This is a genomic window from Streptomyces cinnamoneus, assembly GCF_014650495.1.
In the GTDB taxonomy this organism is placed as follows: domain Bacteria; phylum Actinomycetota; class Actinomycetes; order Streptomycetales; family Streptomycetaceae; genus Streptomyces; species Streptomyces cinnamoneus.
In genome coordinates, this window is sequence record NZ_BMVB01000021.1 from 15,749 (window position 1) to 38,240 (window position 22,492).

General features: G+C 70.0%; 23 protein-coding genes. 14 read left to right on the top strand and 9 right to left on the bottom strand.

The window, feature by feature from the left end; translation table 11 throughout:
- Nucleotides 1–64: 64 nt before the first annotated feature.
- Nucleotides 65–505 (top strand): ATP-binding protein, encoded by a 441-nt coding sequence (locus IE182_RS24460; RefSeq protein WP_071965504.1) that lies wholly within the window; start codon nt 65–67, stop codon nt 503–505.
- A 27-nt stretch (nt 506–532) separates the two neighbouring features.
- On the opposite strand, the gene argS is transcribed toward IE182_RS24460, so the two are convergent.
- Complete coding sequence (argS, locus tag IE182_RS24465; protein WP_190112079.1) at nt 533–2,317, bottom strand: arginine--tRNA ligase; 1,785 nt, start codon at nt 2,315–2,317, stop codon at nt 533–535.
- 159 nt (nt 2,318–2,476) lie between these two features.
- Here argS and lysS point away from each other — a divergent pair, with 159 nt between their 5' ends.
- Nucleotides 2,477–4,195, top strand: a complete 1,719-nt coding sequence (gene lysS / locus IE182_RS24470; protein ID WP_190112080.1) for a lysine--tRNA ligase — start codon at nt 2,477–2,479, stop codon at nt 4,193–4,195.
- A gap of 82 nt (nt 4,196–4,277) precedes the next feature.
- On the opposite strand, the gene IE182_RS24475 is transcribed toward lysS, so the two are convergent.
- Both IE182_RS24475 and IE182_RS24480 read right to left on the bottom strand, forming a co-directional pair.
- A complete protein-coding gene (locus tag IE182_RS24475) occupies nt 4,278–4,994 on the bottom strand; it encodes a hypothetical protein (protein WP_190112081.1) in 717 nt (238 codons plus the stop codon).
- Nucleotides 4,995–5,129: 135 nt separating this feature from the next.
- On the bottom strand, nt 5,130–5,999 hold the full coding sequence (locus IE182_RS24480; protein ID WP_190112082.1) for a hypothetical protein: 870 nt from the start codon (nt 5,997–5,999) through the stop codon (nt 5,130–5,132).
- Between the two features lie 162 nt (nt 6,000–6,161).
- Between IE182_RS24480 and IE182_RS24485 the strand changes: the two genes are divergently transcribed.
- Nucleotides 6,162–7,355, top strand: coding sequence for an RtcB family protein (locus tag IE182_RS24485; protein ID WP_190112083.1), 1,194 nt, complete (start codon nt 6,162–6,164; stop codon nt 7,353–7,355).
- Nucleotides 7,356–7,398: 43 nt separating this feature from the next.
- Here the strand turns inward: IE182_RS24485 and IE182_RS24490 are convergent, their stop codons facing one another.
- From IE182_RS24490 to IE182_RS24510, 5 genes are all read right to left on the bottom strand, one after another.
- Entirely contained in the window at nt 7,399–8,202 is an 804-nt protein-coding gene (locus tag IE182_RS24490) for a hypothetical protein (RefSeq protein WP_190112084.1), read from the bottom strand.
- A gap of 98 nt (nt 8,203–8,300) precedes the next feature.
- On the bottom strand, nt 8,301–8,681 hold the full coding sequence (locus IE182_RS24495; protein ID WP_190112085.1) for a VOC family protein: 381 nt from the start codon (nt 8,679–8,681) through the stop codon (nt 8,301–8,303).
- Between the two features lie 119 nt (nt 8,682–8,800).
- The gene (locus tag IE182_RS24500) at nt 8,801–9,553 is read right to left on the bottom strand and encodes an SDR family NAD(P)-dependent oxidoreductase (protein WP_190112086.1); all 753 of its coding nucleotides are present in this window, start codon (nt 9,551–9,553) and stop codon (nt 8,801–8,803) included.
- Nucleotides 9,554–9,612: 59 nt separating this feature from the next.
- Entirely contained in the window at nt 9,613–9,963 is a 351-nt protein-coding gene (locus IE182_RS24505; RefSeq protein ID WP_190112087.1) for a YnfA family protein, read from the bottom strand.
- A 39-nt stretch (nt 9,964–10,002) separates the two neighbouring features.
- Entirely contained in the window at nt 10,003–10,569 is a 567-nt protein-coding gene (locus IE182_RS24510) for a hypothetical protein (RefSeq protein ID WP_190112088.1), read from the bottom strand.
- Nucleotides 10,570–10,696: 127 nt separating this feature from the next.
- On the opposite strand from IE182_RS24510, the gene hemL reads away from it, so the two are divergent.
- The 9 genes from hemL to IE182_RS24555 all read left to right on the top strand — a co-directional run bounded on the left by hemL (nt 10,697) and on the right by IE182_RS24555 (nt 19,706).
- The gene (hemL, locus tag IE182_RS24515; protein WP_190112089.1) at nt 10,697–12,022 is read left to right on the top strand and encodes a glutamate-1-semialdehyde 2,1-aminomutase; all 1,326 of its coding nucleotides are present in this window, start codon (nt 10,697–10,699) and stop codon (nt 12,020–12,022) included.
- Between the two features lie 32 nt (nt 12,023–12,054).
- Entirely contained in the window at nt 12,055–12,702 is a 648-nt protein-coding gene (locus IE182_RS24520; protein ID WP_190112156.1) for a histidine phosphatase family protein, read from the top strand.
- Between the two features lie 163 nt (nt 12,703–12,865).
- Complete coding sequence (locus IE182_RS24525) at nt 12,866–14,197, top strand: polysaccharide deacetylase family protein (protein WP_229845077.1); 1,332 nt, start codon at nt 12,866–12,868, stop codon at nt 14,195–14,197.
- A 23-nt stretch (nt 14,198–14,220) separates the two neighbouring features.
- A complete protein-coding gene (locus tag IE182_RS24530; protein ID WP_190112090.1) occupies nt 14,221–14,847 on the top strand; it encodes a TlpA family protein disulfide reductase in 627 nt (208 codons plus the stop codon).
- A gap of 4 nt (nt 14,848–14,851) precedes the next feature.
- Nucleotides 14,852–15,622, top strand: a complete 771-nt coding sequence (locus IE182_RS24535) for a cytochrome c biogenesis CcdA family protein (RefSeq protein ID WP_190112091.1) — start codon at nt 14,852–14,854, stop codon at nt 15,620–15,622.
- A 3-nt stretch (nt 15,623–15,625) separates the two neighbouring features.
- Nucleotides 15,626–17,383, top strand: coding sequence for a cytochrome c biogenesis protein ResB (resB, locus tag IE182_RS24540; RefSeq protein WP_190112092.1), 1,758 nt, complete (start codon nt 15,626–15,628; stop codon nt 17,381–17,383).
- A complete protein-coding gene (gene ccsB, locus IE182_RS24545; RefSeq protein WP_190112093.1) occupies nt 17,380–18,462 on the top strand; it encodes a c-type cytochrome biogenesis protein CcsB in 1,083 nt (360 codons plus the stop codon). The genes resB and ccsB overlap by 4 nt, the downstream gene beginning before the upstream one ends.
- A gap of 124 nt (nt 18,463–18,586) precedes the next feature.
- Nucleotides 18,587–19,147: a Uma2 family endonuclease gene (locus IE182_RS24550; RefSeq protein WP_190112094.1), complete on the top strand. Its 561-nt coding sequence runs from the start codon at nt 18,587–18,589 to the stop codon at nt 19,145–19,147.
- 37 nt (nt 19,148–19,184) lie between these two features.
- Entirely contained in the window at nt 19,185–19,706 is a 522-nt protein-coding gene (locus tag IE182_RS24555; RefSeq protein WP_190112095.1) for an SRPBCC domain-containing protein, read from the top strand.
- On the opposite strand, the gene IE182_RS24560 is transcribed toward IE182_RS24555, so the two are convergent.
- Nucleotides 19,703–20,002 carry a PLD nuclease N-terminal domain-containing protein gene (locus IE182_RS24560; RefSeq protein ID WP_190112096.1) on the bottom strand — a complete coding sequence of 100 codons (300 nt, stop codon included), beginning with the start codon at nt 20,000–20,002 and terminating at the stop codon, nt 19,703–19,705. The two genes, IE182_RS24555 and IE182_RS24560, sit on opposite strands and share 4 nt — an antisense overlap.
- 87 nt (nt 20,003–20,089) lie before the next feature.
- On the opposite strand from IE182_RS24560, the gene IE182_RS24565 reads away from it, so the two are divergent.
- Both IE182_RS24565 and mqnP read left to right on the top strand, forming a co-directional pair.
- Nucleotides 20,090–21,541, top strand: coding sequence for a menaquinone biosynthesis decarboxylase (locus tag IE182_RS24565; protein ID WP_190112097.1), 1,452 nt, complete (start codon nt 20,090–20,092; stop codon nt 21,539–21,541).
- Nucleotides 21,538–22,440: a menaquinone biosynthesis prenyltransferase MqnP gene (gene mqnP / locus IE182_RS24570; RefSeq protein ID WP_190112098.1), complete on the top strand. Its 903-nt coding sequence runs from the start codon at nt 21,538–21,540 to the stop codon at nt 22,438–22,440. The genes IE182_RS24565 and mqnP overlap by 4 nt, the downstream gene beginning before the upstream one ends.
- Nucleotides 22,441–22,492: the final 52 nt, after the last annotated feature.

Sequence of the window (22,492 nt, forward strand, 5' to 3'; positions counted from 1 at the left end):
GGTGGGTATGCACTCGGACCATGACTACCGTGTGTATCGGGACGCTTACGCTGCGGAGGCGTGCATGAGCCATGAACCGGAACTGACGGACGACTGGGAGTACACGCTCCAGGTCCCCTCCGACCCCATGGCGCCGTGCATCGCACGACGCACACTACGCACCATCTTCGAGGAGCACGGCTTCCTCGAACTCGCCGACACCGCCGAGCTCCTCACCTCGGAGCTCGTCACCAACGCCTACCGCTACTCCGACGGCCCCGCCTCGGTGCGCGTCAAACGCGAGGGCAACCGCGTCCGCGTCGCCGTCTGGGACACCAACCCCCGCCTGCCCGCCCTCGACCGCGTCACCCTGCCCGACGCCGAGACCGAGGCCGCGGAGCAGGGCCGCGGACTCGGCCTCGTCCAGTGGTGCGCCGACAGCTGGGGCGGCTTCGCACTGCGCGACCAGCCCCAGGGGCTGGTCGGCAAGCTCATCTGGTTCGAGCTCGGAGCGGGCACGGGATGACGGGCAGGGCGACGGGCCCCGCGCCGGCTAGAGGCGCTCGGGCGTACGGATGCCGAGGAGCGCCATGCCCTGGTGGAGCGTGCGCGCCGTGAGGTCACACAGGAACAGACGGTTCTCGACGACCTCCGGCGCGTTCTCCTCGCTCAGCACCTGGCACTGGTCGTAGAACGTCGTGAAGTGCGACGACAGCTGATACAGGTAGGCGGCCAGCTTGTGCGGCTCGTACCCGGCGGCCACCTCGGCCAGCGTCTCGCCGAACTGGTCCAGGTGCAGACCCAGCGCACGCTCGGCCGGCGCCAGCGCCAGCTCCGGGTGCGCGACCGGCTTCGCGTCGCCCGCCCGCCGAACGATCGAACGGATACGGGCGTAGGCGTACTGCAGGTAGACCGACGTGTCGCCGTTCAGCGACACCATCTGGTCCAGGTCGAACTTGTAGTCGCGGATCGCCGACGTGGACAGGTCCGCGTACTTCACGGCGCCGATGCCCACGTACCGGCCGTTCTCCGCGATCTCCTGCTCGGTCAGGCCGACCTTCTCGGCCTTGTCCCGCACCACGTCCGTCGCCCGCGTGATCGCCTCGTCCAGCAGGTCCACCAGACGCACCGTCTCGCCCTCACGGGTCTTGAACGGCTTGCCGTCCTTGCCCAGGACCGTGCCGAACGCCAGCTGCAGCGCGTGCACCTCGTCGTTCAGCCAGCCCATCCGCCGGGCCGTCTCGAAGACCATCTTGAAGTGCAGCGACTGCCGGGCGTCCACCACGTACAGCAGCGTGCTCGCCTTGAGGTTCTGCGCCCGGTCACGGATCGCGGACAGGTCCGTGGCGGCATAGCCGAAGCCACCGTCCGACTTCTGCACGATCAGCGGCACCGGCTTGCCGTCCGGGCCCTTCACATCGTCGAAGAACACGCACAGCGCACCCTCCGAACGCACCGCGACACCGGACTCCTCCAGCAGACGGCACGTCTCGTGCAGCATGTGGTTGTAACCGGACTCGCCCACGACGTCCTCGTCACGGATGTCCATGTCCAGCTTGCCGAAGACCGAGTAGAAATAGATCTTCGACTCGTCGACGAACCGCTGCCACAGGGCCAGCGTCTCCTCGTCCCCGGCCTGCAGGTCCACCACCCGGCGACGCGCCCGCTCCTTGAACTCCGCGTCCGCGTCGAACAGGGCCCGCGCCGCCTTGTACAGCCGGTTCAGGTTGGACATGGCCTCCTCACCGGAAGCCGCGCCGTCACCCCCGGCGGCCTTGTGGTCCAGCTCGTGCGGGTGCTCGATCAGGTACTGGATCAGCATGCCGAACTGGGTGCCCCAGTCACCGATGTGGTGACGGCTGACCACCTTCTCGCCCGTGAACTCCAGGATCTTCACCATCGCGTCGCCGATCACCGCCGACCGCAGGTGACCGACGTGCATCTCCTTGGCCACGTTCGGCTGCGCCCAGTCGATGACCGTCGTGCCCGGCTCCTGCGCCAGCGGCACACCGAGCCGGTCGTCCGCGGCACGCGCCGCCAGCGTCTCGGTGATCGCCTTGTCCGAGACGGTGATGTTCAGGAAGCCCGGCCCGGAGACCTCGACCTCCTGCACCAGCCGACCCTCACCCGACGGCAGCCCCTCGACGACCTTCGCCGCCAACTCGCGCGGATTGCCCTTCAGCTTCTTCGCCAGCGCCAGCATGCCGTTGGCCTGGAAATCGGCCCGGTCGCTTCGTCGCAGCAGCGGGTCCGCGGCACCGGCCTCCGGCAGGGCAGCCAAGAGAGCGTCCGCGATGCGCTGGTGGAGCGTGGAAGCGAGAGAGGGAACCGAAGCCATGGGATGGGTGCCATTCCGGTAGGCGGCATTTTCGACACACCGAGTATCCCATGCACGTACCACAGCACCGCCGGGATTTCGCGCCCGCACGGGCAACCCCGAACCCACCCCTTCCGTCTGGGACAATGGTCATGCCAGGACCGTAAGGAAGGAAGTGCCGTGGCTCAGGCTCAGAGCACCGAGGCCGACTGGGTCTCCCGTTTCGCCGACGAGGTCATCGCCGAAGGGGAGCGCCGCGCCCCCGGCAAACCGATCGTCGTCGCCTCGGGACTGTCGCCCTCCGGCCCGATCCACCTCGGCAACCTCCGCGAGGTCATGACCCCGCACCTGGTCGCCGACGAGATCCGCCGCCGCGGCCACGAGTGCGTCCACGTCCTCTCCTGGGACGACTACGACCGGTACCGCAAGGTCCCCGCCGGCATCGACCCCTCCTGGGCCGAGCACATCGGCAAGCCGCTCACCGCCGTCCCCGCCCCGCCCGGCAGCCCCTACGGCAGCTGGGCCGAGCACTTCAAGGCCGCCATGATCGAGGCCCTGGACGAGCTGGGCATCGAGTACCGCGGCATCAGCCAGACCGAGCAGTACACCTCCGGTGCCTACCGCGCGCAGATCCTGCACGCCATGAAGCACCGCGGTGACATCGACGCGATCCTCGACCAGTACCGCACCAAGCAGAAGCCCGCCAAGAAGCAGCAGCAGAAGCCCCTCGACGAGGCCGAGCTGGAAGCCGCCGAGGGCTCCGGCGCCGCAGCCGAGGACGACGGCAGCGCGGGCGGCGCGGGCTACTTCCCGTACAAGCCGTACTGCACCGTCTGCAACAAGGACCTCACCACGGTCACGGCGTACGACGACGAGACCACCGAGCTCACCTACACCTGCACCTGCGGGCACGGCGAAACCGTCCTGCTCAGCGAGTTCGACCACGGCAAGCTCGTCTGGAAGGTCGACTGGCCCATGCGCTGGGCCTACGAAGGCGTCGTCTTCGAGCCCAGCGGCGTCGACCACTCCTCGCCCGGCTCCTCCTTCCAGGTCGGCGGCCAGATCGTCGGCCCGATCTTCGGCGGCGACCAGCCCATCGGCCCGATGTACGCCTTCGTCGGCATCAGCGGCATGGCCAAGATGTCCTCCTCCAAGGGCGGCGTCCCCACCCCGGGCGACGCGCTCCAGATCATGGAGGCCCCGCTGCTGCGCTGGCTCTACGCCCGCCGCCGCCCCAACCAGTCCTTCAAGATCGCCTTCGACCAGGAGATCCAGCGGCTCTACGACGAGTGGGACAAGCTGAACGCCAAGGTCGCCGACGGCACCGTCCTGCCCGCCGACGCCGCCGCCCACAGCCGCGCCGTCCGCACGGCCGCCGGCGACCTGCCGACGACCCCGCGCCCGCTGCCCTACCGCACCCTCGCCTCCGTCGTCGACATCACCGCCGGCCACGACGAGCAGACGCTGCGCATCCTCAGCGACCTCGACCCGGCCCACCCCGTCACCACCCTCGACGAGGTCCGCCCCCGCCTCGACCGTGCCGAGCACTGGATCAACACCCAGGTCCCGGCCGAGTCGCGCACCGTCGTCCGCTCCGAGCCCGACACCGAGCTCCTCGGCTCCCTCGACGAGCAGGGCCGCGAATCCCTGCGCCTGCTCCTGGACGGCCTCGACGAGCACTGGTCCCTCGACGGCCTGACCGCCCTCGTCTACGGCGTACCCAAGGTCCAGGCCGGCCTGGAGCCCCACGCCAAGCCCACCCCCGAGCTCAAGCTCGCCCAGCGCGCCTTCTTCGCCCTGCTCTACCAGCTGCTGGTGAGCCGCGACACCGGCCCCCGCCTGCCCACGCTGCTGCTCGCGGTCGGCCAGGAGCGCGTGCGCAAGCTGCTCGCCGCCTGACCCGGCACGACGAAGCACGACGAAAGGGCCGCCCCCCGGTGATCATCACCGGGCGGCGGCCCTTTCGTCGTACGCCCCAGGGCTACTGGTTCGCCTTGGCGACCGCCCCCACGACCTCCTTGGCCGCGTCCTGCGCGCCGTTCTTCATGTCGTCGGCGTTCGGCGACTTCGCACCCTCGTAGCCCGCACCGGTGTACTTGACCGTCACCACGACGTTCGCAGTCCGCGTCACCACGGTCTGGTTCTTGAAGTCGTTGTCGTCCTTCTTCGTCTCCGTGCTCACCACGGTCGCGCTGTCACCGATGCCGTTGACCTTCTCCGTCTTGGCATCCTTGGCGCCGTCCTGCGTCGTCGCCTTCGTCGCCTGCTGCTCCGCGAACCCCTCGGCCCGCTTCTCGCCCGAGCCGAGCGTCGGGTCGGCGGCGAAGCGCTTGAGCGAGACGGTCAGCGAACGGTACTGCAGGTCCTTGACGTCGGCGTCGTTCAGACCGCTCCAGAAGCAGCTCGCCGTGTCGTTGGTGTCGCTGGTGTTGAGGGCGTTGCCCTCCTTCTTCTCCGCCTTGGGCACCAGCTTCTCGATCGTCTTCTCGTCGACCGTCTTGCAGACCTCCGGCAGCTTGGCGTACTTCGCCGCCTTGGCCGAGGGGGCGGAAGAGGGAGTGGCCGCCTTCGTGGGCTTGCCCGACTCCTTCTTGGACCCGGAGTCGCCGTCCGAGGAGCAGCCGGTGGCGACGAGCATCACCGGTACTGCGGCGCAGGCGAGGATTCGGGCGAGTCGCGGGGCTGTTCGTCGGTGCATGGGTCCTTCGCTCGTTTAGGAGGGAGTGTCGCGGGGCGTGCGGGCCGGTGGGCCGCGCCCGGGTCCGGCGGTGCTTACGGGCACGGTACGCGGACCGTGCCCGGGGGCGGCCGAAGCGGGTCGTTACTCGCCGGGCTAATTGCCGAAGTGCCCCGCGTCGAGTTCGCGGGCCAGGCCCTGGGCCTTGCCCTGCAGGTCCTGGCTGCTGGGAACGTGCTGCTTGTCGGTCGTCCACTGGTCGTACGCGATCGTCACGAGGACGTTGGACGAGCGGAAGACGACGGTGACGTCGCGGTGCACGCCGGTGCCGGTGGCGGTCACCCGGTCGTTGACGAACGCGTCGTCGCCGAGGTCGTCGAGGATGCGGGGTGCCAGACGCGGGTCGGCGGAGGGGGAGGCCGGGGCGGAGCTGGGAGCCGAGGGGGCCGCGGACGCGTCGCCGAGCTGCGGTGCGGGGCCCGCGTCCTTCTGCGCGCCGGCGCTCGCGCCCGGGGAGGCGCTCCCCGAGGGCTTGGCGTTCGGGGAGGAGGCGCCGGCCGAGGGCTTGGCGTTCGGGATGTTCGCGGCGACCGCCTGGCGCTCGTACAGCTGCTTGGCCCGGGCTTCGTCGCTCATCCCCGGCTGGTAGGAGACGACGCGCTCGAAGTCCACGGTCAGGTGCCGGGTGCCGGCCGGCGTCTCCAGCTTCCAGCGGCAGCCGACGCGGCGGTCGGTGTCGTACGTGATGGCCGCCTGGCCCTTGAGGAGCCGCTTGGCCTCCTCCTCGTCGCCCTCGCCCGCGCCCGGCAGCATGCGGCGCAGGGTGCCGGGGCTGACGTAACCGCACGGCTCGGGGAGGCTGTGGTACTTCCCGGGCGGGCCCGCGGGCACCGAGGAGCCGGACTGTCCGGCCTTGGCGTCGATGCCCTTGCCGCCCGCTCCGCCGCCCCCGCCGCACCCGGCGAGCCCTGCCGACAGCACCACCGCGGCCAGTGCGGCTGCCGGTGCGTATGCCCTTCGCTGCACTGTCCGTGGCTCCCTTCGGCCGAAATCCGGTTGCCGCCGCCCGGCGACGGCTGGACACAATGTGTACCGCACGCGCTGCCGCGTCTGCCGTCCCGCTGTCGTGGATGAGCTGATAGTTCCGGCTTTTGCGTTATCCATGTTTTTCGGGGGAATGAGGTAGATATGTCCTACACCGAGGTGCCCGGCGCCCGGGTACCGATCCGCATGTGGGCGGACCCCGCCACGGTCGAGCCGGTGGCGATGCAGCAGCTGCGGAACGTCTCCACGCTGCCGTGGATCCAGGGCCTCGCCGTGATGCCGGACGTCCACTTCGGCAAGGGCGCCACGGTCGGTTCGGTGATCGCCATGCGGGGCGCGGTGTGCCCGGCGGCGGTCGGCGTCGACATCGGCTGCGGCATGTCGGCGGTGAAGACGTCGCTGACGGCCAACGACCTGCCCGGCGATCTGTCGCGGCTGCGCTCGAAGATCGAGGAAGCGATCCCGGTCGGCTTCTCGATGCACGACGACCCGGTGGACCCGCGCCGTCTGCACGGCCTGCCGACGGCGGGCTGGGACGACTTCTGGGGGCGGTTCGACGGGGTCGCGGAGGCGGTCAAATTCCGTCAGAGTCGGGCGCTGAAGCAGATGGGAACGCTCGGATCCGGAAACCACTTCGTTGAACTTTGTATTGACGTGTCCGGGGCGGTGTGGCTCATGTTGCACTCCGGGTCCCGGAACATCGGCAAGGAGCTCGCCGAGTATCACATCGGTGAGGCGCGGAAGCTCTCGCACAACCAGAACCTGGTCGACCGCGACCTGGCCGTCTTCATCGCGGACACCCCGCAGATGGCCGCCTACCGGCACGATCTGTTCTGGGCGCAGGAGTACGCGAAGCACAACCGCGAGATCATGATGGCGCTCTTCAAGGACGTCATCCGCAAGGAGTTCAAGAAGGCCAAGCCGACCTTCGAGCAGGTCATCTCCTGCCACCACAACTACGTGGCCGAGGAGCGGTACGAGGGCGTGGACCTGCTGGTCACCCGCAAGGGCGCGATCCGCGCGGGCGGCGGCGAGTACGGCATCATCCCGGGCTCCATGGGCACCGGCTCGTACATCGTGCGCGGCCTGGGCAACGCGGACTCGTTCAACTCCGCCTCGCACGGCGCAGGCCGCCGGATGAGCCGGAACAAGGCGAAGAAGCTCTTCTCCGAGCGGGACCTGGCGGAGCAGACGCAGGGCGTCGAGTGCCGCAAGGACCGCGGCGTGGTGGATGAGATCCCGGCCGCCTACAAGCCCATCGAGCAGGTCATGGAGCAGCAGCGGGACCTCGTCGAGGTCGTGGCGAAGCTCAAGCAGGTCATCTGTGTGAAGGGCTGACACGGTAGAGGGGCAGGCGCCGGGCGCCTGCCCCTCGGTCCGGTCAGTCGGCCTGGCCTTGTGCTTTCTTGCGCAGGCGCCAGCGCCGGAGATTGCAGGACTGCTCCGATCTGCCGAGCTGTTCGGCTGCCTCCGCGATGGAGGGTGCGTCGAGCAGGATGCGATCTTCCATCTGTGTCCAGCTTCGGCGAGGCCGGGGCGGACGCATGTGCGCCGGGCGGACCCAGGCGGCCACTTCGGCGGCGGCCGCACGCTTGCGCTCCAGGGCCAGGCCGCCCGGGGAGTAGAGGTGGTCGGCCAGCGCGACGCCCGTCTCGCGCATGTACATGATGTTGTACGCGCCGTCGCGGGCGTTCCGGCTGGTGAGGCGGGGGATGTCGAGCGTCAGCTTGGTGTAGCGGCACAGGTAGGTGGCGATCGCCGTGCTCGTGGTGCTGAGGGCGACGAACGGCAGGCCCTGCGCCGTGAAGCCCACGGCGCCGTCGGCGTCGATGATGCCGCGTAGGTAGTCCCGTTGCGAGAACGGAACGCGTGGTGGCGTGATGCGTGCGGACTTCTTGCCGTAGGGGAGGCCGAGCTCGACGAGGCGTTCCCTGGCCTCCAGCGCGCATACCGTCCAGATCGCGGAGCGGTGGTTCTCCGAGAAGTTGGTCTTCCTCGTGCGTTCTCTGATCGTGCTGTTGTAGGGGCACAGCTCTTGGAACGTGCGGAGTATGTCGATGTCGCGGTAGCTGATCTCTACGCTCAGCTGCCCCCGTTGCCGGGTACCCGCGTGCAGGTGTCCGTCCGCCTGCAGGAAGCCGAACATGTACGCATATCGCGGGTCTTCGAGGTCCATGAACGTCATGGCCCGATCGTCGGCCGGCCCTGCCGCTCGGGTATGCGAAACGGCAGGGCGTCACTCGAACTGGCGAGCGCACCGCTAGGGGTAAGCGCCGCTTCCGCTCACGCGTCCTGCGGGTACCAGCGGAGCTCGACGGTGTTGCCGTCCGGGTCGAGGACGTAGAGCGACTCGGCGGTGCCGCGGGCTCCGAAGCGGGGGCCGGGGCCGTCGACGACCTCGAAGGTGCCGGAGGCGACGACCTCCTGCCAGTCCAGGGGCTCGACGACCAGGCAGATGTGGTCGACGTTGGACTCGCCGCGCTCGCGGGCGAACAGGTCGATGATCATCGTGGGGCTGACCCGGACCGAGGGGAAGGACACCTTGCCCGCGCGCCACTCCTCCACGCGGACCGGCTCCAGGCCGAGCGGGCCGGTGTAGAAGGCGAGCGAGCGCTCGATGTCGGAGACGTTGAGCACGAGGTGGTCGAAGGCGATGACACGCATGGGTCCCCCTGGGGCGTAGGGGCCGCCCGGTCTGGGGCGGCCTGCGCGTACGACGCTAACCCGTGATGATCATTTTCGCATCGGTCCCGGGGCCTGCGACTGCGGTCGCAGGGGTGAGATCAGCCCTCGCGGTGGACCTTGTAGTTCGACGCCTGGGCGCGCGGGCGGACGACGAGCAGGTCGATGTTGACGTGCGGCGGGCGGGAGACGGCCCAGTCGATGGTGTCGGCGACGTCGTCGGCGGTCAGCGGGTCGGGGACGCCGGCGTAGACGGCGGCGGCCTTGTCCTTGTCGCCGCGGAAGCGGGTGAGGGCGAATTCGTCGGTCTGCACCATGCCGGGGGCGATCTCGACGACGCGGACGGGCTTGCCGCACAGCTCCAGGCGCAGGGTCTCGGCGAGGACGTGGGCGCCGTGCTTCGCCGCGACGTAGCCGCCGCCGCCCTCGTAGGTGGCGAGGCCGGCGGTGGAGGACAGGACGATGATCGTGCCCTCGGCCCGGACGAGGCGGGGGAGCAGGGCCTGGGTCGTGTTGAGGGTGCCGAGGACGTTGACCTCGTACATGGTGCGCCAGTCGGCCGGGTCGGCGGTGGCGACGGCGTCGGCGCCGATGGCGCCGCCGGCGTTGTTGACCAGGACGTCCACGGTGTCCAGGGTGGCCGCGAAGGCGTCCACGGCCGCGCGGTCGGTGACGTCGAGGGCGTGGGGGACGGCTTCGTGGCCGGCGGCCGTGAGCTCCTCGGCGAGGGCCTGGATGCGGTCCTCGCGGCGGGCGGTGAGCACGACGCGGTAGCCGGCGGCGGCCAGGCGGCGGGCGGTGGCGGCGCCGATGCCGCTGCTGGCGCCGGTGATGACGGCGGTGCGGGTGCTCATGGTGGGCCTCCTGGGGCTGGCGTGGTCTGTGGGCAGCATAGGCCGGACGCCGCGGAGGGTCAGCGGCCGCGCGGCGCGTACATGATCACGGCGACTCCGGCCAGGCAGATCAGCGCGCCGGCCACGTCGTAGCGGTCGGGCCGGTAGCCGTCGGCGACCATGCCCCAGGCCAGGGAGCCGGCCACGAAGACGCCGCCGTACGCGGCGAGGATCCGGCCGAAGTGGGCGTCCGGCTGGAGGGTGGCGACGAATCCGTAGAGCCCGAGGGCGACGATCCCGGCCCCGATCCAGGCCCCGCCGCGCCCCTGCCCGAAGGGGCCGCCGCGCACGCCCTGCCAGACGAGCCAGGCGCCGCCGATCTCCAGCAGGGCGGCGAGGAGGAAGAGGGCGGTGGAGCGGACGATCAGCATCGGTGCGGGTTCACGGGTGGGGGACGGGTGGGCGGGGGCCTACGGCCACACGAGGCAGTAGGGCTGGTGCCCGGCCTCGTGGAGGCGGTGGGAGAAGTCCTGCCATTCGTGGAGCAATTGGTAGACGTCGAAGGCGTCGCGCGGCCCGCCGCGGTCGGGGACCGTGGACCAGATGAAGGCCGCGGCGCCCACCGATTCCTCGCCAATGCCGCGCAGCGGGTCGACCACGGTCATGGGCAGCTTGACCACGGCGTAGTCGGGGTGGAGAACGACCAGTTCGAGAGGGGGGACCTTGTGCAGGGGTATGCCTTCGATACCGGTGAGGACCATTGCGGCCACCGTCTCCGGTTTGATCTTGGTGAACATGCCGCCCATACCCAGCTCGTCACCGCCGAGCTCCTCGGGGCGCATGGAAATGGGCACGCGGGCGGCGGTGGCGCCATTCGGCGCCCCGAAGTATTTGTAGGTCACCCCCACCCGGCCACTCCCGCTTGCGCTGTATTCCTCGCGTTGTTCCTTGCGCCGGTGGCGTCCCTTGTGGGCCCGCTCGGCTCGCTCGGGCCCCAGGTCATCAGTGCCCTCGCCCAGTCCGCCACCGCGATGCATATCTCCACCCGACCGCATTTTTAGGCGGCACAGCCCCCGCCGCGCAACCCGATCATCGTCTCAGAGACCTCCCCCGTGGACGGCGTGCGAAACGCCCGGCCACGACTTGCCGGCGGGCTCTGAGACCATGGCTAGCGTGAGCTACCCATATGAAGCCCCAGTCTCGCAGACGCTTTTCGACCGCGCGTCGGTCGTGACGCCCGGTGGCGTGAATTCTCCGGTGCGCGCGTTCCGCGCCGTGGGCGGTACGCCCCGGTTCATGGTCTCCGGTTCCGGTCCGTACCTGACCGACGCGGATGGCCGGGAATATGTGGACCTCGTGTGTTCCTGGGGGCCGATGATTCTCGGCCATTCCCACCCCGAGGTGATCGCGGCCGTGCAGGCCGCCGTCGCCCGCGGCACGTCCTTCGGCACGCCCGGTGAGGGCGAGGTCGCGCTGGCCGAGGAGATGGTCTCCCGGATCGAGCCGCTGGAGCAGGTGCGGCTGGTGTCGTCCGGCACCGAGGCGACGATGTCGGCGATCCGGCTGGCCCGCGGTTTCACCGGCCGCACCAAGGTCATCAAGTTCGCGGGCTGCTACCACGGCCACGTGGACGCCCTGCTGGCCGCCGCCGGCTCCGGTGTGGCGACGTTCGGCCTGCCGGACACCCCCGGTGTGACGGGCGCGCAGGCCGGCGACACGATCGTGCTGCCCTATAACGACCTGGAGGCCGTGCACGCCGCCTTCCACGCCCACCCGGGTGAGATCGCGTGCGTGATCACGGAAGCCTCGCCGGGCAACATGGGCGTGGTCCCGCCGCTGCCGGGGTTCAACGCGGGCCTGAAGGCCGCCTGTGCCCAGAACGGTGCGCTGTTCATCTCCGACGAGGTCATGACGGGCTTCCGGGTGAGCCGGGCCGGCTGGTACGGCATCGACGGCGTGAAGCCGGACCTGATGACCTTCGGCAAGGTCATGGGCGGCGGTTTCCCCGCGGCGGCCTTCGGCGGCCGGGCCGACGTGATGGCGCACCTGGCGCCGGCGGGCCCCGTCTACCAGGCGGGCACGCTCTCGGGCAATCCGATTGCCACGGCGGCGGGCCTGGCGCAGCTGCGGCTGCTGGACGAGGCGGCGTACGAGCGGGTGGACGCGGTGTCCGCCGAGATCGGCACGCTGGTGGGCGAGGCGCTGACGAAGGAGGGCGTGGCGCACCGTCTGCAGACGGCGAGCAACATGTTCTCGGTGTTCTTCACCGAGGCCACGGTCACCAACTACGACGAGGCGAAGAAGCAGGAGGCGTTCCGCTTCAACGCGTTCTTCCACTCGATGCTGTCGCAGGGCGTGTACCTGCCGCCGTCGGCGTTCGAGTCGTGGTTCGTCTCGACGGCGCACGACGCGGCGGCGGTCGAGCGGGTGGCGGCGGCGCTGCCGGCCGCGGCGCGGGCGGCCGCCGGGGCGACGGAGGAGGGCAAGTGAGCAAGGACAGCGACATCACCGTCGTCCATCTGATGCGCCACGGCGAGGTGCACAACCCGGACGGGGTGCTCTACGGGCGCCGGTCGGGCTACCACCTGTCGGACCTGGGCCGGCGGATGGCGGACCGGGTGGCGGACCACCTGGCCGACCGGGACGTGACGTACGTGGTCGCGTCGCCGCTGGAGCGGGCGCAGGAGACGGCGACGCCGGTCGCCAAGGCGCACGGTCTGGACCTGGCGACGGACGAGCGGCTGATCGAGGCGGCGAACGTCTTCGAGGGGAAGACGTTCGGGGTGGGTGACGGGGCGCTGCGCAAGCCGGCGAACTGGAAGCACCTGACGAATCCGTTCCGTCCGTCGTGGGGCGAGCCGTACGTCGAGCAGGTCGTGCGGATGATGGGGGCGCTGGACGCGGCGAAGGACGCGGCGCGCGGTCACGAGGCGGTGCTGGTGAGCCATCAGCTGCCGATCTGGATCGTGCGGAGCTTCGTGGAGAAGCGCCGGCTGTGGCACGACCCGCGCAAGCGGCAGTGCACGCTGGCGAGCCTGACGACGTTCACCTACCGGGGCGACCGGATCGTCTCGGTGGGGTACAGCGAGCCGGCGCGGGATCTGGTGCCGGCTCATCTCCTGGCGGGCGCGAAGCCGGTCAAGGGCGGCGCCAAGGCGTTCGGGGCGTAGGCGGTCGTACGCCCGCGCGAAGGGGCCGTCGTTCTGCAACCGAAAATGCGGTGAAGGCCCTGAAAAGAGCGCAACCGTCGTAGTTCGACGCGCCCTCGTACCTAATGTCCATTTATATGGACGGCATATGGTACGGGGCGCGACGAGCAGGGACGGAGCCGACATGCGCGACAGTCGTGACATCACCCGACGGAGTCTGCTCGGATGGGGGGTGGGAGCGGCTGCCGCGCTCGGCGGCGCCGTCGGCTGCTCCTCGGCCACCGCTGGTGAGGAGCCGGGCGCCGGGGCCCCCGGAGCCAAGGCCAACCCCCCGTTCAAGCCCCGGCTGATCGGTGACGGCTCCACCGCCGACTACGGCAAACAGCCCCATCAGCCGCCCAAGCCCGTGCCGCTGGAGCGGGGCGAGAAGCCCCCGCAGTTCGTGATCTTCTCCTGGGACGGGGCCGGAGAGGTCGGCAACGGCCTCTTCCCCCGCTTCCGCAAGCTCGCCCGCGACCATGGCGCCCGGATGACCTTCTTCCTCTCCGGGATCTACCTCCTGCCCGAGTCGAAGAAACGGCGCTACGACCCGCCGAACAACCCGCGGGGCGCCTCCGACATCGGCTACCTCACCGACGAGCACATTCGCGAGACCCTGCGCCAGATGCGCGCGGCCTGGCTGGAGGGCCACGAGGTCGGCACCCACTTCAACGGCCACTTCTGCCAGGGAAGCGGATCGGTGGCCCACTGGACGCCCGAGGAGTGGGAGGACGAGATCGAGCAGGCCGTCTCGTTCGTCACCCGGTGGCGCACGAACACCGGATTCCACGATCTCGAACCGCTGCCCTTCGACTACCGCAAGGAACTCGTGGGCGCCCGCACCCCCTGCCTCCTGGGCCAGGGCAATCTGCTGCCGACCGCCGCGAAACTCGGCTGGCGCTACGACGCCAGTTCCCCGGGCGGACTCCAGGTGTGGCCGCGGAAGAAGCACGGGCTGTGGGACCTGCCGCTGCAGCAGATGCCCTTCCCGGGTCACTCCTTCGAGGTCCTTTCCATGGACTACAACATCCTCGCCAATCAGTCGCAGAACTCCACCCGCGGCCCCTCGCACCACTACTCCGCCTGGCGCCGGCAGGCCACCGAGTCGTACATCGCCGGCTTCGACCGGGCCTACGAAACGAACCGGGCGCCGTTCTTCGTCGGGAACCACTTCGAGGAATGGAACGGGGGGATCTATATGGACGCCGTCGAGGAGGCGCTGAAATACATCGCCGACGACAAGCGCAAGGACGTCCGCCTGGTGTCGTTCCGGCAGTTCGTCGACTGGCTGGACGTACAGGACCCCGCGGTACTGGCCGGGCTGCGCACCCTGGACGTGGGGGAGAAGTGGAGCCCGAAAACGGGCCCGAAAACACCGCCGAAGCCCGAGCGGCCCACCAAGCCGCCGAAGTCCCCGAAGCCGGTGAAGTCGGCGGACGAGGACGAGGGGGACGAGGGGGGTGAAGAAGATCCCTAAACTGCGCATGCGAAACTTTTCACATGAGTGCCTGCCGCGCCCTTCGACGCCACCCTTCCCGCCGTCGTACCACCGTGCCGGCCGCCGTCGCCGCAGCCCTTGCGGCGCTGACGCTGAGCGCGTGCAGTTCCGGTAGCACCTCCGGCGGAGGCGGGCAGACCCAGTTCGTCCAGGGCACGGGCGGCGTCGACGTCGTCGAGGACAAGGACGCCCGGCAGGACGCGCCCGAGCTGTCCGGCAAGACCCTCGACGACAAGTCCCTCAACGTCGCCAAGGACCACAAGGGCAAGGTCGTCGTCCTCAACGTCTGGGGCTCGTGGTGCGCGCCCTGCCGCGCCGAGGCCAAGTACCTCGTCGCCGCCGCCCAGGACTACAAGGCCAAGGGCGTCGAGTTCGTCGGCATCAACACCCGCGACCCCGACCCCGTCCCCGCCCAGGCGTTCGAGAAGGAGTTCAAGGTTCCCTACCCGAGCCTGTACGACTCCTCCGGCAAGCTCCTGCTGCGCTTCCCCAAGGGCAGCCTGAACCCGCAGGCCATCCCCTCCACGATCTTCATCGACCGCGACGGCAGGATCGCCGCCCGGGCGCTCAAGCCGCTGGGCGAAGAGGAACTGCGCAAGACCCTCGACCCGCTGGTCGCGGAGAAGTGACCCCGTGACCGCCCTCACCACCCTCGCCGCGGGCGAGGTGAACCAGACCGTCCTGTCCGGGGCGCTGCTGCTGGCCCTGCCCGTCGCCGTGCTCGGCGGGCTCGTCTCCTTCTTCTCCCCCTGCGTGCTGCCGCTCGTCCCGGGCTACCTGTCGTACGTCACCGGCGTCAGCGGCGCGGACCTGGCCGAGGCCCGGAAGGGCCGCATGGTCGCCGGGGCCTCGCTCTTCGTCCTCGGCTTCAGCGCCGTCTTCGTCTCCTTCGGCGCCCTCTTCGGCTTCTTCGGCACCACCCTGCTGGAGTACAAGGACACGATCTCCACGGTCCTCGGCGCCCTGACGATCGTCCTCGGCCTGGGCTTCATGGGCGTGTTCAACCTCTTCGGGCAGCGTGAATTCCGCTTCCACACCCGGCCGGCGATGGGCCTGATCGGCGCGCCGCTGCTCGGCGTGCTCTTCGGCCTCGGCTGGGCGCCCTGCATCGGCCCGACGCTGGCCGCCGTGCTCTCGCTCTCCTCGAACCAGGCCAGCGCCGGACGCGGCGCCCTGCTCACCGTCGCCTACTGCGTGGGCCTCGGCCTGCCCTTCGTCGCCGCCGCCGTCGCCTTCCGGCGCGCGCTCGGCGCCTTCGGCTGGGTCAAGCGGCACTACGCATGGGTCATGCGGCTCGGCGGCGGCATGCTCGTCGTGGTCGGCCTGCTCCTCGTCACAGGATGGTGGGACAGCATGGTCCAGGACCTTCAGACGTGGTCGTCGCAATACACCCCCGGGATCTGATCAATGGCCAAGACCGATAGCACCCCCTCCACGCAGGAGGAGCCCGAGGCCGACGCCCCGGCCGCGCCCCTGTCCACCGCCCCCACGGAGGACACCGGGCAGGCGGTGCCCGGCTCGTTCGGCGGCGTGCGGCAGCCCGGCGCCCTGGGACTGCTGGCCTGGTCCGGCCGCGAGGCCCTCGGCTGGGTCCGCTGGACCTGGCGCCAGCTGACCTCGATGCGGGTCGCGCTGATCCTGCTGTTCCTGCTCTCCCTCGCCACGGTCCCCGGCTCCCTCGTGCCGCAGACCTCCGTCGACGCCGTCAAGGCCGAGGAGTGGCGCGGCAAGCACGAGACGCTCGCCCCGCTCTACGACAAGCTCGGGCTGTTCCACGTCTACAGCTCGGTGTGGTTCTCCGCGATCTACATCCTGCTGTTCGTCTCCCTCATCGGCTGCATCGTGCCGCGCACCTGGCAGTTCGTCGGCCAGCTGCGCAGCCGCCCGCCGGGCGCGCCCCGCAACCTCACCCGGATGCCGGCGCACGCCACGTGGCACACCGACGCCGCCCCCGAGCAGGTCCTCGCGGCCGCACACCGGCTCCTGAAGGGCCGGCGCTTCCGCACCGAGCGCGGCGAGGACGCCGTCGCGGCGGAGAAGGGCTTCCTCCGCGAGGCCGGCAACCTCCTCTTCCACGTCGCCCTGATCGTCATGCTCGTGGCGTTCGCCTCCGGGCAGCTGTGGAAGTCCGAGGGCGGCAAGCTCGTCGTCGAGGGCGACGGCTTCTCCAACACGCTCACGCAGTACGACGACTTCAAGTCCGGCGCGCTGTTCGACGCCGACGACCTCGACAAGTTCCGCTTCGACCTCGACAGCTTCTCGGGCAGCTACGAGCGCACCGGCCCCCAGAAGGGCACCCCGCGCGACTACGCCGCCCACGTCACGTACTGGAACGGTCCCGACGGCGAGCCCCGCAAGGCCACCATCAAGGTCAACGAGCCCCTGGAGACGGACCGCTCGAAGGTCTACCTCATCGGCCACGGCTACGCCCCCATGGTCAGCGTCCGCGACGGCCAGGGCACCCTCGTCTTCCGGGGCCCGGTGCCCTCGCTGCCGCTGGACAGCAACGTCACCGAGACCTCCGTGCTGAAGGTGCCGGCCTACAAGGACAAGGACGGCAAGGACAGCGACCTCGGCTTCAAGGGCAACTTCGTGCCCACCCTGGACCTGAAGACCGGCATGATGCTGTCCCAGTTCCCGGCCCTGGACAATCCGCGGCTGGTGCTGACCGCCTACCGCGGCAACCTCGGCGTCGACGCGGGCGCACCGCAGAACGTCTACCAGCTCGACATCTCGCGGATGAAGCAGTTCACCGACGAGGACGGCAAGAAGTTCGCGCAGATCCTCAAGGTCGGCGACACCATGAAGCTGCCGGACGGTGCGGGCGAGCTGCACTTCGACGGCATCAAGCAGTGGGCGACCTTCCAGATCTCCCAGAAGCCCGGCAACGAGCTCGCGCTGTCCGGCGCGGTCGCCGCGCTGATCGGTCTGGCCGGTTCGCTGTTCATCCAGCGCCGCCGCGTGTGGGTGCGCGCCGTGGCGGGCGAGGACGGGCGTACGGTCGTGGAGCTGGCCGGCCTCGGCCGCAGCGAGTCCGCCCGGCTGCCCGAGGAGCTCGCCTCCCTCGCCGGCGCCCTGCAGCCCGACGCCCCGCCCGCCGCCCCGGCCGGCGCGGACACCGACCCCGAAGCCCCCGCCGAACCGTCCGAAGGAGCGCGCGCGTGATCCTCGCCGCCGCAGCCAACGAGAACCTGGCCCACATCAGCAACGTGCTGGTGTATTCGGCCATGGCCGTCTACACCCTGGCCTTCCTCGCGCACATCGCCGAGTGGGTCTTCGGCAGCCGCAGCACCGTCGGCCGCACCGCCGCCGCGATCACCGCGGAGGCCGCGCCGTCGGTCACCGTGACCGTGCAGAAGGCCGGGCAGGGCGGCGGCACGGCCGTCCTGGAGCGCCCCAAGGTGGTCACCCGCTCGGCCCCCGGCAGCCGTGACGTGCCCGACGGCCCCGGCGCCGCCGGCACCAGCGAGAAGGGCGACCTGTACGGCCGCATCGCCGTCTCCCTGACGGTGCTGGCCTTCGCCCTCCACGTGGGCGGTGTCCTCACCCGTGCGCTGTCCGTGGAGCGCGCGCCGTGGGGCAACATGTACGAGTTCTCCACGACGTTCGCCATGGCCGCCGTCGGCGTCTACCTCGGCCTGCTCGCCGCGAAGAAGAACGTCCGCTGGCTCGGCCTGCCGCTGACCACGTCGATCCTGCTCGACCTGGGCCTCGCCGTCTCCGTGCTGTACACCGACAGCGACCAGCTGGTGCCCGCCCTGCACTCCTACTGGCTGTGGATCCACGTCTCCTGCGCGATCCTCTCCGGCGCGGCGCTGTGGGTCGGCGCGTGCTCCAGCCTCTTCTACCTCTTCCGCGACGGCTACGAGGCCAAGCTGGCCGAGGGCCGCGACGGCGACGGGGCCTGGGGCAACGTCATGTCCCGCCTGCCGTCGGCCGCCACGCTCGACAAGTTCGCGTACCGCATCAACGCCACCGTCTTCCCGCTGTGGACGTTCACGATCATCGCGGGGGCGATCTGGGCCGAGGCCGCCTGGGGCCGCTACTGGGGCTGGGACCCCAAGGAGGTCTGGTCCTTCATCACCTGGGTCGCCTACGCCTGCTACCTCCACGCCCGCGCCACCGCCGGCTGGAAGGGCCGCAAGGCCGCCTACCTGGCCCTGGTGGCCTTCGCCTGCTACCTGTTCAACTACTACGGCGTGAACATCCTGCTGAGCGGCAAGCACTCCTACGCGGGGGTGTGAGCGCACAGACGTGCCGCGCGCGTGTGCGAAGGCCCGCTCCCTCGTTCGGGGGAAGCGGGCCTTTGTGCGAGCGTGGGGGTGTGGTGGGTTCGTAGACTCGGAGATCCGACAGGGGAGGTGCCTGATGGTGGCCGTGAAGGACTCGACTGAGCTTGATGAGATGTTCGACCTCATCGAAGCGATGAATGTGCCTCAGGGGTATCGGGCGGAGATCATCGAGGGGGAGATCGTCCTGAACCCGCAGCGTGAAACGCATTCCACGATCATCCGGATGCTCACGCGTTCTCTCGAAGACGCTAGGGGCATGGATTACCCGGGGATCCTCTGGGACGTTCGTGTCGACTTTCCCGGCTGCCTCAATGGGTTCGCGCCCGACGTGGCGCTGGTCAGGGAGGGGGCGCGGAAGAACGAGAAGGACCTCTACCGGTACCAGGACCTGGATCTGGTCGCGGAGGTGGTGTCGCGCAGTAGCCGGCGTGACGACTTCGGGGCGAAGCTGAAGACGTACGCCGTGGCCGGCGTGCCGACGTACTTGATCGCGGACCCCAAGACCGGGCTGGTCCACGTCTACCACGCGCCGGGCGACGACGAGTACACCGACGAGACGACGTACACGTTCAAGAGCAAGTTCACCCTGCCCTACCCCGAGATTCCCATCGATACATCTCTCTGGCCCCGCGACTAACGCGCGCCCTGCGTTCGGGCGTGCTAGAGCTGGAGTCATGGAGATCCCCTCCCCCTACGGTGCGTCCGAGACCAAGGGCGACATCCACACCCTGCGCTACGAGCTGTCGATCCCGTACCCCGTCGACGAGGTCTGGGCCGCCGTCGCCACGCCCGACGGGCTGCCGACGTGGCTGGCCGTCGCCGAGCCGTTCGAGCAGCGCGAGGGCGGCGCGATCACCCTGCGCTGGCAGAACACCGATCCCCAGGGCAACGCCACGGTCGCGCCCGGACGGGTGACCGCGTGGGATCCGCCGCGGCTGGCGGAGTACACCGTCGACATCCACGGGCGCGTCCGCTTCGAGCTGGAGCCCGGGCCGCTGGGGGTCGGCGGGACGCTGCTGCACTTCACCAACGAGCTGGCCGGCCCCGACGACGAGCGCCTGGACTGCCTCGCCGGGTGGCACCACCACTTCGAGTACCTGCTGCAGGCGCTCGGCGGGCACCCCGCCGACTGGTCCACGTGGACGCCCGACCGCTGGCGCGAGCTGCGCGAGCACTACGAGCGCGGCACGGGCTAGCCCTTCGGGCCCTCGTGGCCCGGGTCGTCGTCGCGCTTGAGCGAGCGCAGGAACTCCGGGTTGTCGTCGGGCGCCACCCAGCGCTGGGTGCGCGGGCCCTGTGCCCGGGCGGCGCGCGGGCGGCCCGCCACGAGCCAGGCCACCGGGCCCACGAGCACCTCGCCGAACAGCAGGATGATGAACACCCACGCCAGCTTCGGCAGGCCCCGCACCTCGTTCTCCGGCGTGTTGAGGCAGTCGACGAAGGCGTAGATCCACAACGCCAGGATCAGCAGGAACGGCAGATACCTGAGCATGGCGACGGCCCCCGGAGTGCGGTGCTGCGGGCCACTGTGCGGCCCCCGTGACGGGTCCAGGGTAGTGCGTGCTCGATACTGGAACGCATGGCTTACGACGATCTTCGCTCGTTCCTCCGGGCACTGGAGCGCGATGGCGATCTCAAGCGCATCACGGCGGAAGTCGACCCGTACCTGGAAATCGGGGAGATCGTCGACAGAGTGAACAAGGCGGGCGGTCCCGCGCTGCTCTTCGAGAACGTCAAGGGCGCGGCGATGCCGCTGGCCATGAACGTCTTCGGTACCGACCGGCGCCTGCTGAAGGCGCTCGGGCTGAGGTCCTACGAGGAGATCAGCGAGAAGATCGGCGGGCTGCTCAAGCCGGAGCTCCCGCAGGGCTTCATCGGCATGCGCGAGGCGTTCGGCAAGCTGGGCGCCATGGCCCATGTGCCGCCGAAGAAGGTCAAGGACGCGCCGGTCCAGGAAGTCGTCCTCACCGGCGACGACGTGGACCTGGACACGCTGCCGGCCCTGTTCACCTGGCCGGAGGACGGCGGCTCGTTCTTCAACCTGGGCCTGACCCACACCAAGCACCCCGAGACCGGCGTCCGCAACCTGGGCCTCTACCGCCTCCAGCGCCACGACAAGCGCACCATCGGCATGCACTGGCAGATCCACAAGGACAGCCGCAACCACTACCAGGTGGCCGCCAAGCGCGGTGAGCGCCTGCCGGTCGCCATCGCCTTCGGCTGCCCGCCGGCCGTGACGTACGCGTCCACCGCGCCGCTGCCCGGCGACATCGACGAGTACCTCTTCGCCGGTTTCATCCAGGGCAAGCGCATCGAGATGGTCGACTGCAAGACGGTGCCGCTGCAGGTGCCGGCCAACGCCGAGGTCGTCATCGAGGGCTGGCTGGAGCCGGGCACGATGCTGCCGGAGGGGCCGTTCGGTGACCACACCGGCTTCTACACGCCGCAGGAGGACTTCCCGGCGCTCACCATCGACTGCGTCACGATGCGCCGCCGGCCGCTGCTGCAGTCGATCGTCGTCGGCCGGCCGCCGACGGAGGACGGCCCGCTGGGCCGCGCCACCGAGCGCTTCTTCCTGCCGCTGCTCAAGGTGATCGTCCCCGACATCGTGGACTACCACCTGCCGGAGTCCGGCGGCTTCCACAACTGTGCGATCGTCTCGATCGACAAGAAGTACCCCAAGCACGCGCAGAAGGTCATGCACGCCATCTGGGGCGCGCACATGATGTCGCTGACCAAGCTGATCATCGTGGTGGACTCCGACTGCGACGTCCACGACCTGCACGAGGTGTCCTGGCGCGCGCTGGGCAACACCGACTACGCCCGCGACCTCACCGTCGTCGAGGGCCCCGTCGACCACCTCGACCACGCCTCCTACCAGCAGTTCTGGGGCGGCAAGGCGGGCATCGACGCAACGGCGAAGTGGCCCGAGGAGGGCTACACCCGTGACGGGGGCTGGCCCCAGATGGTGGAGTCGGACCCGCAGACGGCGGCCAAGGTCGACCGCCGGTGGAAGGAGTACGGGCTGTGAGCGCCTCCGCCGCCGCCGCGCCGCAGTTGGGCCGTGCCCGCGGCTTCCTGCGCGTCGTGATGATCGAGCACTCCGTCTTCGCGCTGCCCTTCGCCTACATCGCCTCGCTGACGGCGATGTTCCTCAAGGACGAGCACATCCACTGGGGGCGGCTCTTCCTGGTGACGGTGGCGATGGTGGGCCTGCGCACGTTCGCCATGGCCTGCAACCGCATCATCGACCGCGAGATCGACGCCCGTAACCCGCGCACCGCGGGCCGCGAGCTGGTCACCGGCGCGGTGTCCGTGCGCTCGGCGTGGACCGGCGCGCTGATCGCCGTCGTCTTCTTCCTCGGCGCGGCCGCCCTGCTCAACCCGCTGTGCCTGGCGCTGGCCCCGCTCGCCGTCATCCCGATGGTGGTCTACCCCTACGGCAAGCGGTTCACGAACTTCCCGCACGCGATCCTCGGGCTCGCCCAGGCCATCGGTCCGGTCGGCGCCTGGCTGGCGGTGACGGGGCAGTGGTCCTGGGACGCGGTCGTCCTGGGCCTCGCGGTCGGCGTGTGGATCGGCGGCTTCGACCTGATCTTCGCCTGCCAGGACGTGGCCGCGGACCGCGCCCACGGCGTGAAGTCCACCCCGGCCCGCTTCGGCATCCCGGCCGCGCTGTACGGCGCGCGGGTGTGCCACGCGATCACCACGGGGCTGCTGGCCTGGTACGGGCTCATCACCCACGCGGGTGTCTTCTGGTGGGTGGGCCTGGCGGTGGTCGCGGCGGCGTTCCTCTACGAGCACTCGATCGTCAAGCCGGGTGACCTCTCCCGCCTGAACAGGGCGTTCTTCACCGTCAACGGCTTCATCGGCATCGCCTTGTTCCTGTGCGCGCTGCTGGACCTGCTGGTGCGGGGCCTGACGCTCTGACGGCCCGCCCGCCGTACGTACGCCGAAGGGCGGCCCACCCGGGAGGGGGCCG

Excerpts from the sequence above, each read along its gene's own strand:
- IE182_RS24520 (WP_190112156.1), top strand. The coding sequence starts at position 12,055 with ATGCGCCACGGCGAGGTGCACAACCCGGACGGGGTGCTCTACGGGCGC.
- argS (WP_190112079.1), bottom strand. The coding sequence starts at position 2,317 with ATGGCTTCGGTTCCCTCTCTCGCTTCCACGCTCCACCAGCGCATCGCG.
- IE182_RS24550 (WP_190112094.1), top strand. The coding sequence starts at position 18,587 with ATGGTGGCCGTGAAGGACTCGACTGAGCTTGATGAGATGTTCGACCTC.
- IE182_RS24485 (WP_190112083.1), top strand. The coding sequence starts at position 6,162 with ATGTCCTACACCGAGGTGCCCGGCGCCCGGGTACCGATCCGCATGTGG.
- IE182_RS24500 (WP_190112086.1), bottom strand. The coding sequence starts at position 9,553 with ATGAGCACCCGCACCGCCGTCATCACCGGCGCCAGCAGCGGCATCGGC.
- IE182_RS24490 (WP_190112084.1), bottom strand. The coding sequence starts at position 8,202 with ATGACGTTCATGGACCTCGAAGACCCGCGATATGCGTACATGTTCGGC.
- IE182_RS24530 (WP_190112090.1), top strand. The coding sequence starts at position 14,221 with ATGAGTGCCTGCCGCGCCCTTCGACGCCACCCTTCCCGCCGTCGTACC.
- IE182_RS24460 (WP_071965504.1), top strand. The coding sequence starts at position 65 with ATGAGCCATGAACCGGAACTGACGGACGACTGGGAGTACACGCTCCAG.
- IE182_RS24475 (WP_190112081.1), bottom strand. The coding sequence starts at position 4,994 with ATGCACCGACGAACAGCCCCGCGACTCGCCCGAATCCTCGCCTGCGCC.
- IE182_RS24555 (WP_190112095.1), top strand. The coding sequence starts at position 19,185 with ATGGAGATCCCCTCCCCCTACGGTGCGTCCGAGACCAAGGGCGACATC.
- IE182_RS24565 (WP_190112097.1), top strand. The coding sequence starts at position 20,090 with ATGGCTTACGACGATCTTCGCTCGTTCCTCCGGGCACTGGAGCGCGAT.
- IE182_RS24560 (WP_190112096.1), bottom strand. The coding sequence starts at position 20,002 with ATGCTCAGGTATCTGCCGTTCCTGCTGATCCTGGCGTTGTGGATCTAC.
- IE182_RS24505 (WP_190112087.1), bottom strand. The coding sequence starts at position 9,963 with ATGCTGATCGTCCGCTCCACCGCCCTCTTCCTCCTCGCCGCCCTGCTG.
- hemL (WP_190112089.1), top strand. The coding sequence starts at position 10,697 with ATGGCTAGCGTGAGCTACCCATATGAAGCCCCAGTCTCGCAGACGCTT.
- IE182_RS24510 (WP_190112088.1), bottom strand. The coding sequence starts at position 10,569 with ATGCATCGCGGTGGCGGACTGGGCGAGGGCACTGATGACCTGGGGCCC.
- resB (WP_190112092.1), top strand. The coding sequence starts at position 15,626 with ATGGCCAAGACCGATAGCACCCCCTCCACGCAGGAGGAGCCCGAGGCC.
- IE182_RS24495 (WP_190112085.1), bottom strand. The coding sequence starts at position 8,681 with ATGCGTGTCATCGCCTTCGACCACCTCGTGCTCAACGTCTCCGACATC.
- IE182_RS24525 (WP_229845077.1), top strand. The coding sequence starts at position 12,866 with ATGCGCGACAGTCGTGACATCACCCGACGGAGTCTGCTCGGATGGGGG.